Genomic DNA, 11799 nt, shown 5'->3' on the forward strand with positions numbered 1-11799 from the left:
ATCGCTCAACTATTGGAAAGTGGAGATCCTTGCTCCGATCGCATTGAGCTCGACCGTGACCCACCCCCAGCCAGGGAGGTAGCGGAAGCGGTTCACCGAGCCGTAGCCGGGCCGGAACACCGACGTCCTCGACAAGCCGAGCACCATGGCGAGGAAGTTGTTGATCACGCCACCGTGGGTGACCGCGACGGCGTGCTCGACGCCGGCCACTCGCATTCGTTCGACCGCCGCCCGGATCCGGCCCCGGAACTCGTCGAGCGTCGTCCCCCATGGCGACAAGTCGCCCGCCAGGTAGGCGCGGTAAGGGTCGACACCGTCCTCCCAGTGCACGTATCGCTGGGTGTCGCGGTCGAACTCGGCGAGGTCGTCGTCGATCACCGGGCAACAACCAGGCAGGAGCACTTCGGCACTCTCCCGGGCGCGACGCAGCGGAGAACAGAAGAGAGCATCGCAGCCGTCGACCTCGACGAGCCTCCTGGCGCCTGTCATCTGCGCCCGCCCCGTGCGACTCAGTGGCGGATCCGCGCGCTCGGACTCGCCGACGTTGCGCTCCGGCTCCCCGTGGCGCACCAGCGTGAGCATCATCCGCCCACCCCCTCGTCCATCACCCGGAAACCACGCATCACCGCCTATCTATTGCCAAATAGTTTATCAGTCGACTTTAATCGAGAACCACGTCACACTCCGCTGGGAGGGTCACCATGGTCGATATCTCGCGTCCCTGGATCGTGGACTCGCCGCTGAGCGAACGATGGCCGGTCTACACCAGAGCGAACGTCGGGGAGGTGTCGCCGAACGTCACCACGCCCCTGATGTGGAGCATGATCGGCGGGCCGCCCGCGGAGCGCGAGTGGAAACAGGCCCTGGTCGAGTTCGGCGCCTTCGACATCGACGAGTTCCGCCCCGATCACATCGACATCCAGGGGATGGTGCACGGCTACATCTACCTGAACCTGTCCCACGCGCGGACGTTCGGGGCGCGGATGCCCGGCGCCAGCCCGGAACTGATGGACCGCACCTACCTGGGCGAGGTGGAGGCGCCGCCGTACGTGCCGCACCCCGACGACGCCAAACCCGAGTACACCGAGCGCATCATGCAGACGGTGCAGCGCGTACTCAGTGAGCGGGACAGGCCGGATGTCTGGGAGCACCGGGAGATCGCCGCACGGTTGCGCGCCGAACGCCCCGATCTGACGACGTTGTCGGACGCGGAGCTCATTGCACGGGAACGCCGGATCATGAAGGACCCGTACGCACCCGTGCTCCGCACCCACCTGCGCATGGTCTACGAAGGTTCCGTGGTGACCGGCGCGCTCGATCAGGCCGTCGCCGCGATGGGCGACAAGAGCCTGGCGATCCGCCTCATGGGCGGTCTCGGCGACATCGCGTCGGCCGAGCCGAACCAGGCGATGTGGCGGCTTGCCAGGATGGTCAACGCGGATGCCGGGCTCACCGCGGAGTTCGAGCGCGGCGTCGCCGACCTCGACGCTCGCCTTCGCGCCGGAAGCAGCGAGGCAGCCAAGGCATTCGTCACGGAGTTCGACAAGTTCTTGTACGAGTACGGGTCGCGGTCGACCGACGAGTGGGCCGCCGCGCCCAAGACCTGGGAGACGCACCCGGCGATTCCGCTGGGCATGATCGACCGGATGCGGCTGCAGGGCGACGACAAGGAGCCCGCCCGCCAATCCGCCAGACTGCGCGCAGAACGCGAGCAGCTTGCCGCGCAAGTGCGTGATCAGCTCGCGGGCAATCAGGAAGCGCTCGGCCAGTTCGAGGCCGTGCTCGCCAGCGCCGAGCTCTATTCGCGGGCACGGGAACAGAGCAAGAGCAACTGCATCCGGATCCTGCACGAAGCCCGCCTGCCCATCTGGGAGCTCGGCAAGCGGTACGTGGCCAAGGGCGTCCTCGGCAAGCCGGAGGACATCACGATGCTGCTGGAAAGCGAGCTGGACCACTTCATCGCCGACCCGCAGTCGTTCGTCCCGGTGATCGAGGAGCGCTGGGAGTGGTACGACGCGCTCGACGAGCTCGAGCCACCGTTCTTCATCAACGGGGAGATCCCGCCGGTCACCACGTGGCCGAAGAAGAAGGACCCTGCGCACCAGCCGGCAGAGCCCGGAACCGTGCTGGAAGGGCTCGGGGCATGTCCCGGCACGGCGACCGGGGTCGCGCGGGTCATCACCGATCCCGAGGACGCACCCGATCTCGAGCCCGGCGAGATCCTCGTCGCCCCGATGACCGACCCCGGGTGGACGCCGATCTTCACGTCCGCGGCGGCCGTCGTGGTCAACGTCGGTTCACCGATGAGCCATGCCGCGATCGTCAGCCGGGAGCTGGGCATTCCCTGCGTGCTCGGGGTGCGGGGTGCCACCAAGAAGATCAAGGACGGGATGACGTTGACGGTCGACGGCACCACCGGGAAGGTCACCGTGCACTGATCGGGCAGTTGGCGGCTCGAGTGGGATCGGCTCCGGCCGGGCCCGGCACCTGCTGCGTGCTCCCCGGCCTGCTCGATGTTCACGGGACATCGGCTTGCGTTCAGGTGCGGATGTGCCCGCATGTGCCACGCGGCAGATGACGGATCGTGCCCGTCCGCGCGGCCGACTCACCCTGCCCGGCAGGACGCCCACGGTGCGCGCTGGATTTCGGGTGCGGCGTGGGCAGGCTGGGCCACGTGGCCTGGCGGCGTCGTCTGTCTCCGGCAGGGCTCGCCAGCTCGTGCGATGCGGCACCGCGAGCCCTAGCCGGGAGCCCGGCAGAGTGACATCTTTGTCGCATGCGTGCGCGTTCAACGGGGAACCTGCCCGCGGATCTGACCAGCTTCGTCGGCAGACGCACCGAACTCATCCAGCTCAAAGGCCTGCTGGCGGCGACGCGGCTCATCACATTGACCGGCACGGGCGGGATCGGCAAGACGCGGCTCGCCCGCCGGCTGGCCAGCGAGGTTCGCCGCACGTTTCTGGACGGTGTCTGGCTGGTCGAGCTGGCCGATCTGCACCAGGGCACGCTGCTGCCCCAGGCCCTCGGCAGCGCCTTGGGCGTCCGGGACGAATCGAGCGACCCGGTCGGCACCGTGATCGATCACTTGCGTTCCCGCCGGTGTTTGCTCGTGCTGGACAACTGCGAGCACTTGACCGAGCCCTGTGCCGCGCTGGTCGGCGAAGTGCTGCAGGCAGCTCCCTGGGTCAAGATCGTCGCCACCAGCAGGCATGTGCTGGGCGTCGAGAGCGAGCAGATCTTCCCCGTCGACCCGCTCACTCACGAGGCGGCCGACGACCGTCCCAACGAGGCCATGGAGCTGTTCGAGGAGCGGGCGTCAGCGGCCGACCCGAACTTCCGCATCACCGCAGGCAATCGCGCAACGGTGGACGCGATCTGCCGACGGCTCGAAGGTCTCCCGCTCGCGGTGGAGCTGGCCGCAGCGAACGTCCGCACGTTCCCGCCCGACGAGATCCTGGACCGGCTGCAAGATCCCGCGCTGCTCACCGCCAAGGAGCAGACGCGTCCCTCGCGCCATCACACGCTGCGCGCGGCCGTCGAGTGGAGCTATCGGTTGTGCACGCGTCAGGAGCAGCGGGTCTGGGAGCAGTTGTCGGTGTTCGCAGGCGGTTTCACCGCCGAAGCCGCGCACGCTGTGTGCACGGTGGTCGACGACAACTCGACGATCACCGCCGCGTTGAAAGGGCTGGTCGACAAGTCCGTTCTCCGTCGCGTCGACGATGCCGGCGCGCGACGCGCTCGCTTCCGGATGCTGGAGCCCGTTCGGCAGTTCGCCGCCGACAAGCTCGCCGCAGCGCCCGATGCCGAGGAGGTCAGGAGGCGGCACCGCGACTACTTCCTGGCACTTGCCCGGCGCAGCGTGCAGGACTACTGCAGTCCTCGGGACATCGAGTGGTACGCGACGACACGGCAGGAGCACGCGAACCTCCGCCAAGCGCTGGCATTCAGCCTGTCCGACCAGAAGGAACCGGAGCGCGCGATCGAGATGGCAACGGTGCTCCGACCGTTCTGGGAGCAGGCCGGCACCGTGCTGGAGGGGTACGACTGGCTCCGCCGGGCCCTCGACCACGCACCCGAACCGACCCAGGTGCGTGCCCACGGACTGGCAGCCGCCAGCATTCTCGGCTCCTTGCTCGGCGAGGACGAAGCCGCCCGCCGGTATCGCCGCGAGCAGGTCGAGCTTGCCGACCGGCTGGGCTGGCACCACCCCACCTCACCGGCACTCTTCGCGGCCGCGCTCGAGGCGTATGCGGACGGGGACGTGGAGAAGGCGCTGGAGAAGTCGGAACGTGCGGTGCAGCAGGGCCTCCGGGAAGGGGACCCGGGCGCCACCGCCGAGGCCATGGCGTTGTCCGCACTGTATGTCCTCATCCTGCAGAACGATCAGGCGGAGGAGATCACCCGACGCTTCGTCGCCTTCGCCGAGTCGCACGGCGCCCACATGTTCAAGGCGATCGCGCTGTACCCGCTCGGTGCCGTCCACTGGCTCAAAGGCGACGTGGAGACCGCGCGGAGGCTCATGCGGGAGGCTGTCCGGCTGTACCAGCTGTTCGACCATCCCGGCATGGTCGCCGTCTGTGTCGAAGGGCTCGCTTGGTCGGCGGCCCGCACGGAACCCGATCTGGCGGCCAAGCTGCTGGGCGCTGCCCGGTCGATCTGGAAGTACAGCCAGGTGCTGCTCGCGGAGAAGGCCGTGCAGCGGGTCGGGCAGGAAATCGAAAGCCAACTCAGGCGGGAGCTCGGCGACATGGCGTTCGAGCAGCAGTTCGCCGCCGGCCAGGAGCTGCCCTATGCCGACGCGATCGACCTGGCGCTTGGCGAGTCGAAGCAAGCCATCCGCAAGGGCAAGGCACCCGTGCCGGACGCCGGTCTCACGCGGCGTGAGCGGGAGGTCGCCGCTTTGGTGGCGGCCGGACTGACCAGTAAGGAGATCGCGGCCAAGCTGGTGATCTCCCACCGGACCGCCGACGCGCACATCGAACACATCCGCGCCAAGCTCGGAGTCCGCTCACGAGCGCAGATCGCCCGCTGGTTCAGTGAGTACGCCAAGGCGCATCCAGCCACCGAACAGCCTCACGGAGATCCGGTCGAGTAGACGGGCTCGGACGTGGCCGCGCGGTGCACCGAGACATGGCCGCCCGGTGCGCTAAGACGTGGCCACGCGGTGCACGAACGTGGCCGGAACCGGCCGCACCACGCCGTGGACGAACCGGTCTTTCCATGGCATGACCGGGGGCACGCTTCACTCCAGGCATGACCGGGACGAATCTCGCCACGCATGGCCGCGGCCCCACGACGAGACCGCGAACCCCACCGCAACGAGGCCGCAACCAGCCTCGCCCCGGCATGGGCGACGCGTGAAGTCGCGCCGCGCCCGAGGCAAGACAAGGCTCACCGAGCACAGCCGAGCCGAGCCAGCCACGCACGCCGAACCGGTCCCACCCCAAGGTGACGGCCGCCCCAGCAAGACCGCGGACCCCACCACTACGAGGCCGCAACCGGTCCCACCTCAGGATGACGGCCGCTCCCAGTAAAACCGCGGACCTCACACCAGAGAGGCACGAGCTCACTCAGCGAGTGACCGGATCCGCAGGGCACACATCGCACCACGCGGGTCGCGGAGTCCACTCAGCGAGGCACGGATCCCCCACCACAGCGGATCACGGGATCCACGCATCCAGGCTCTCGGCCCACCCAGCGTGCCGCGGAGATCAGCCCGGTTGCCGAACAGATCACCCCCCGAACAGGTCTGCCCATGGCCGAACAGGTTCCGGCACGGTGCCACCACAGCCGGCTCGGTGCCCCCTACGGCCGACCGGTGCCCTTGCAGCCGGCCCGGCCCCCTACACCCAGCCCGGTAGCCTGCAGTCTGCCTGCCCCGGCACGAGCGGACCGTGCCTCCAGAAGCCGGTCCTTGTGGCCTCACCACGACTTGGCCAAGTAGGCAAGCGCCTCCACACCGGCTGACGTGAGCGAGACCCCGTTGCGGGCTGGTGATCGCGTCACGAGGCCCAGCTGCTCCAACCTCCGCACGGAGTCGGCGCTGACGGATGCGCCAGCGTTCCGTTGCGGGGTGGGCTCCGCCAGGTCGGCCCAGATGTCGCTGTGCGCGACCAACTGGGTGATCGCGATCTTTTCCAGCTCGAGAACGTCGGCTGCGTTCATGGTGACCTCCTTGCCAGCGTCGATGCTGCCGTGGAGGCGGAAACCAACCCAATTGGTCAAACCACCTACTTCGATACCTATGTCGTGGGTCACACCGAGGTGCTTCCCGCCGTAATCACCCCCTCCCGTCACCTTCTCGTGGTTCGCCGATCAAGGAGCGGTGGTTGCCGGGTTCGGTACGACTGATGCCCTGGATGGCAACGGCCGCACGATCCGGCACTCGGCCTGCTCAACCGAGTCCGGCATCCGCCCTGCCCGACAGAACCCCACCCGTCCTGCTCGGCGGAGCCCCACGCGTCCTACTCAATGGAAATCACGCGACTTGGTGCGGATCCGCACGTCGAGGTGCTGCAGTTTGTCGGCCAGCACGCTCACCACACCCGCGCCGTGCGCGGCATGTTCCACCACTCCCCGGACCAGCAGCGCCGGGCTGGAACGAGCGATCGTGGCGTAGCGCGCCCACAACCCCTTGGTGCACACCACGTTGACCATCCCCGTCTCGTCCTCGAGGTTGAGGAACGTGATGCCGTTGGCAGTGGCCGGTCGCTGTCGGTGCGTCACCGCCCCGCCGATCAGCACCCGGGTCCCGTGCGGGATCTCGACCAGCTTGGCCGCAGGCACCGCACCCAGCCTGTCCAGCCTTTCCCGGTGGAACTGGATCGGGAAGCTGTCCGGCGACAACCCGGTGGCCCACACGTCGGCCATCGCAACTTCCACCTTCTCCATCCCGGGCAGCGGCGGCGCTTCCACACCCACGCCGCTGTCCGGCAACTTCTCCGGCCGCTCCTGCGCGACCGCCCCCGCGGACCACAACGCCTTGCGCCGATCGGGCTCCAGCTCGCGGAACGCGCCAGCGGTGGCCAGGGCTTCGATCTTCGGCGTGGTCAGTCGCACCCGCCTGGCCAGATCGGTCATGCTGCGGTACGGCCCGTGCGCCCGGCGTTCGGCGACGATGCGCTCGGCAGGCTCCGTACCGAGCGTGCGCACCGACGACAGCCCCAGCAGCACCGCAGGCTCGCCACCATCGGGGTCCGGGCGCAATGTGGTATGCGCCAGGCTGGCGTTCACGTCCGCCCCCAGCACCGTCACGCCGTGCCGGCGGGCATCGGCCACCAACGACTGCGGCGAGTAGAAGCCCATGGGCTGCGCGCGGAGCAGCGCTGCGCAGAACGCCGCGGGAAAGTAGCACTTCAGGTACGCGCTGGCGAAGACCAAGTACGCGAAGCTCAACGCATGGCTTTCCGGGAAGCCGAAGTTGGCGAACGCGACCAGCTTGGCGAAGATCCGCTCGGCGGTGGGCTGGTCGACACCGTTGGCCGCGGCACCGTCGTAGAAGCGTTGCCGCAACGCCTCCATCCGGCGCACGGATCTCTTCGCGCCGATGGCTCTGCGCAGCTCGTCGGCCTCCGCCGGGTCGAACCCGGCGACGTCGATGGCCAGCTGCATCAACTGTTCCTGGAACAGCGGCACGCCGAGCGTCTTGCGCAGCGCCCTTTCGGTCAGCGGATGGTCGTAGGTGACCTTCTCCACCCCGGCGCGGCGCCGGATGTAGGGGTGCACCGACCCGCCCTGGATCGGCCCCGGCCGGATCAGCGCGACCTCGATGGCGAGGTCCTTGATGGTGCGCGGCTTCAGCCGCGGCAAGGTGGCCAGCTGCGCCCGGCTCTCCACCTGGAAGACACCCACCGCGTCGCCCCGGCACAGCATGTCGTAGACCTTCGGGTCCTCCAGCGGCAACTTGGCCAGGTCGATGTGGATGCCCTGGTAGTCGCGCACCATCTCCACGGCGTACTTGATGGCCGAGAGCATGCCGAGCCCCAGCAGGTCGAACTTCACCAGGCCGACCGCGGCGCAGTCGTCCTTGTCCCACTGCAGCACGCTGCGCCCGGGCATCCGCGCCCACTCCACCGGGCAGATCTCGCTCACCGGTCGGTCCGCCAGCACCATCCCGCCGGAGTGGATGCCGAGGTGGCGCGGAAAGTCACCGAGCTGATTGGCCAGGTCGACGACCTCGTCGGGCACGTCGTTGTCCGCGTTCGCCGCGTGGGTTGTCCACCGGTCGATCTGCTTGCTCCAGGCGTCCTGCTGCCCCGGCGCATACCCCAGCGCCCTGGCCACGTCCCGTACCGCCGACCGGGCCCGGTAGGTGATGACGTTGGCCACCTGGGCGGCCTTCAGCCTGCCGTACTTGCGGTAGACGTACTGGATCACCTCTTCGCGGCGATCGGACTCGATGTCGACGTCGATGTCCGGCGGGCCGTCCCGCTCCGGCGCCAGGAAGCGCTCGAACAGCAGGCCGTGCGCGACCGGGTCGACGTTGGTGATGCCCAGCGCGTAGCACACCGCCGAGTTGGCCGCCGAGCCGCGCCCCTGGCAGAGGATGTCGTTCTCCCGGCAGAACCGCACGATGTCGGCCACGATCAGGAAGTAGCCGGGAAAGTTCAGCTCGGTGATCACCTTGAGTTCGTGCTCGATCTGGGCGTAGGCCTTCGGGTTCTGGTAGCGCGTGCCGTAGCGCGCCACCGCGCCTTCGTAGGTCAGCTGGATCAGCCAGCTCGTCTCGTTGTGGCCGGGCGGCACGTCGAACGGCGGCAGGTCCGGCGCGATGAGCTCGAGATCGAACGCGCACTCCACTCCCAGCAAAGCGGCGCGCTGGACGGCCCCCGGATACCGCGCGAAGCGCGCTTGCATCTCGGCACCGGAGCGCAGGTGGGCCCCCGCCGACGGCGGCAACCATCCGTCCAGCTCGTCGAGGCTGCGCCTGGCCCTGATCGCCGCCAGCGTCGCGGCCAGCCTGCCCCGGGACGGGGTGACGTAATGCGCGCCGGTGGTGGCCACCGTGGGCAGGCCGAACTCCGCGGCCAGCGCCGCCATGGTGTCGTTGTGGGCCGTGTCGGCCGGAAGGCCGTGATCGAACAGCTCCACGTAGACGTTGTCCTTGCCGAACAGGGCAGTCAGCTCCCGCAAGCGCTGCGCCGCCCGCCGGTAGCCTTCGACGCGTGCTTCCCGCGGGGCGTCCGGCGACGGCAGCACCGAGCGCAGCGGGCCTTTCCGGCACCCGGTCAGAACCGCCACCCGCCCGGCGACCCGCTCGGCCACCTCCGGCAGCGAATACCGCGGCCTGCCCTTCTCCGCCAGCCGGTTCTCCGGGTCCTCGTGACCGGCCAGCTGTCCGTCGGTGATCGCCGCGCAAAGCGCGGAATAGCCCTGCGCGTCCCTGGCCAGCAGCACCAGGTGCTCCGCGGCGGGATCGGCGGGCCCGGAGCGGGCCTGCGGCTGCGGCGGGAGCTCACGCTCCTGGCCGGCGGGCCACCGGCCGGCCTGCCCGGCTGGCTCGTCCCGCCTGCCGAAACCGAGCTCGGCTCCGTAGACCGTGCGCACCCCTAGCTCCTTGGCCGCCTGAGCAAAGCGGACCGCGCCGTACATGCCGTCGTGATCGGTCAGCGCGATGGCGTCCAGGCCGAGCCGGGACGCCTCTTCCACCAGCTCCTCCGGGTGGCTGGCACCGTCCAGGAAACTGAAGTTGGAGTGGCAGTGCAGCTCGGCGTACGGCACCCGGGGCCGCGCTCCCGCGTCGTCGTCGAACTGCAGCTCCGCCAGGTCGTCCGGGCGGAAGTAGCCCTCCCGGCGCCGCGTCCATGCCGGGCTGTCTCCACCGTCGCCTGACTGCTGCGTGGGGTGGCCGGAGAGCGTGCGCTCCATCTCCGACCACGGCAGCGGCAAGTTGAACCAGCCCATTACGTGTACTCCCCTTCCACCTGCCAGCGAGGGCTCTGCTGCTCGCGGCAGCGCAACAGCAGCGCTCGGCCGGCCGCAGCGGGCCCTTCCGACACCACCACCTGGATCCGTGCGGCAGGCCCGGCCGCGCGGGGATCCCACCACCGTTCGTCCAGCGGCCACGGCCCCGCCCACGCGGTGACCTCGCGCAACGGCCCACCGTCGACCGCCACCCGGGCAGGCGGTGCGTTCAGCACCCCGCGCTCGGTCATCCGCACCGGCAAACCCCGGCGATCGACCACCGCCGCGCGCACCGGCTCCGGATGCACTGTCGCCGGCGACGGCGCTGGAAGCCTGCCCGGCCAGGTCGGAACTTCCTGCTGCGCGCCCGCACCACGCCGCAGGGTTTCCTCGTCGCCCCTGGCCTCACCCCACGGCACCAGCCGCACCCGCTCGGCCGGGCCCCGCCCGCCGCCCAGCACCGCGGTGACCACGGCTTCCGGCCCGAGCAGCCGCTGCACCTGGACAAGCGCCCGGCCTGCCCGCTCGTCTGCATCGTCGTCCGCCGGGTTGTCCCCAGCTCCACCACGCCACAGGTGCAGTTGCAGCAGGGAGGCCTCGACCACCTCTTCCGGCTCCAGCCGGAGCGTCACCACACCGCTCTGCGGCCGTTGCTCACCCTGCAGCCAGCTGTCGAACTGCCAGCGCACCCTGTCCGCGATGCCGCGTGCGGCCACCGGAACGCCATTGGTGCCGCCGTCCGTCCCGCCGCAGCGCCACACACGGGACAGCTCCTCACCGCTGAGGGTCCGCGCATAGATGCCCAGCCGGGTGCAGGCCAGGTTCCGGCCCGCCAGCTTCGCGTGCAGCTTCCCGGCCATCCGCTCCGCCACGTAGGCGGCCTCCTCCACCGTGCCGACCGGGACGTCGAACGTCTCCTCCACCGCCAGCTCGGCGGGCGGCTTGCGCCGGTCCAGCGGCCGCTCGGACAAGCCGCTGGCCAGCCGATGGGCCAGCATGCCGAGCCTGCCGAACCGCGAACTCACCGTCCGCTCCGGCAGCTCGGCGAACTGCCCCAAGGTGCGCAGCCCCAGCCTGCGCAACAGGTCGACCAGATCGGCGACCAGATCGGCACAGCCGTCGAACTCGGCCAGGACGCTGCCCGGCTGATCGAGCTCGGTCACCGGCAGCGGCGCCAGGAACCTGCGGCTGCCGCCCGGCTCCACCACGCACGACCGGCGAGCCGCCGCCAGCGCGGCGAACAACCCGTCGGCGATCCCGATCTGCACCTCGACCCCCGCCATGGCCGACACGTGGCCCACCAGGCTTTCCACCAGCCGATGCTCGTCGCCGAAGTAGGTCAGCGCCCCGTCCACCGGGGCGGCCACCACCCCGGGACGCACCACGTCCACCCCGACCACCAGCTCTTCCACCGCGGCGGCCACCGGCTCGAACAACCGCGCGTCGCGCGCCGGGTCGACCGCAAGCACCGCCAGCTCCGGACATGACGCCTGCGCCTCCCGCCTGCGCATCCCGCGCCGGACCCCGTTGCGCCGCGCCACCGCAGAGCAAGCCACCACCCGGTTGGCCGCGAACACCGCCGCGGGATGGTGCAGGGGAACACCGGCGGCCACGCACGCGGCCGTCACCGGCCAATCCGGACACCACACCACCACCAGCCGCGCCGCCTGCTGCGCATCCGCCGCGGATCGTTCGCCGGAGCCGGAGCTCCCAGCACCGGCATCCCCGGGAAACGCGCCTTGCGCACCGGCCGCGCCATCCGGACTCGCCGCGGCTTTGCCTCCTCCGGACTGCCCGGCATCCGCATCGCTGGGACGGGTATCCACCGATCGCGCCGCCTCCCGCTCCGGCACCGCCTGGCCTGCCCGCGAAACACGCCACCGCCTCGTCACTCGC

At 69.9% G+C, this 11799-nt stretch carries 6 protein-coding genes; 2 read left to right on the top strand and 4 right to left on the bottom strand.

Features of this window, described 5'->3' with window-relative positions; genetic code table 11:
- Window positions 1-9 precede the first annotated feature (9 nt).
- On the bottom strand, window positions 10-585 hold the full coding sequence (locus CXP56_RS14950) for a histidine phosphatase family protein (protein WP_286901572.1): 576 nt from the start codon (window positions 583-585) through the stop codon (window positions 10-12).
- 116 nt (window positions 586-701) lie between these two features.
- On the opposite strand from CXP56_RS14950, the gene CXP56_RS14955 reads away from it, so the two are divergent.
- A complete protein-coding gene (locus tag CXP56_RS14955; protein WP_286901574.1) occupies window positions 702-2438 on the top strand; it encodes a PEP-utilizing enzyme in 1737 nt (578 codons plus the stop codon).
- Window positions 2439-2776: 338 nt separating this feature from the next.
- A complete protein-coding gene (locus tag CXP56_RS14960) occupies window positions 2777-5095 on the top strand; it encodes an ATP-binding protein (protein ID WP_286901576.1) in 2319 nt (772 codons plus the stop codon).
- Window positions 5096-5922: 827 nt separating this feature from the next.
- Here the strand turns inward: CXP56_RS14960 and CXP56_RS14965 are convergent.
- From CXP56_RS14965 to CXP56_RS14975, 3 genes are all read right to left on the bottom strand, one after another.
- Window positions 5923-6165, bottom strand: coding sequence for a helix-turn-helix domain-containing protein (locus tag CXP56_RS14965; protein WP_028848796.1), 243 nt, complete (start codon window positions 6163-6165; stop codon window positions 5923-5925).
- A 303-nt stretch (window positions 6166-6468) separates the two neighbouring features.
- On the bottom strand, window positions 6469-9903 hold the full coding sequence (locus tag CXP56_RS14970) for an error-prone DNA polymerase (RefSeq protein WP_286901578.1): 3435 nt from the start codon (window positions 9901-9903) through the stop codon (window positions 6469-6471).
- Complete coding sequence (locus tag CXP56_RS14975; protein ID WP_028848794.1) at window positions 9903-11561, bottom strand: DNA polymerase Y family protein; 1659 nt, start codon at window positions 11559-11561, stop codon at window positions 9903-9905. Before CXP56_RS14975 ends, CXP56_RS14970 begins: the two co-directional genes overlap by 1 nt.
- Between the last annotated feature and the right edge of the window lie 238 nt (window positions 11562-11799).

It is taken from the genome of Thermocrispum sp. (genome assembly GCF_002919275.1).
GTDB lineage: Bacteria > Actinomycetota > Actinomycetes > Mycobacteriales > Pseudonocardiaceae > Thermocrispum > Thermocrispum agreste.

What these genes read in the sequence shown, in the direction of transcription:
- CXP56_RS14950 (WP_286901572.1), bottom strand. Translation starts at nt 585, where the DNA reads ATGATGCTCACGCTGGTGCGCCACGGGGAGCCGGAGCGCAACGTCGGC.
- CXP56_RS14955 (WP_286901574.1), top strand. Translation starts at nt 702, where the DNA reads ATGGTCGATATCTCGCGTCCCTGGATCGTGGACTCGCCGCTGAGCGAA.
- CXP56_RS14960 (WP_286901576.1), top strand. Translation starts at nt 2,777, where the DNA reads ATGCGTGCGCGTTCAACGGGGAACCTGCCCGCGGATCTGACCAGCTTC.
- CXP56_RS14965 (WP_028848796.1), bottom strand. Translation starts at nt 6,165, where the DNA reads ATGAACGCAGCCGACGTTCTCGAGCTGGAAAAGATCGCGATCACCCAG.
- CXP56_RS14970 (WP_286901578.1), bottom strand. Translation starts at nt 9,903, where the DNA reads ATGGGCTGGTTCAACTTGCCGCTGCCGTGGTCGGAGATGGAGCGCACG.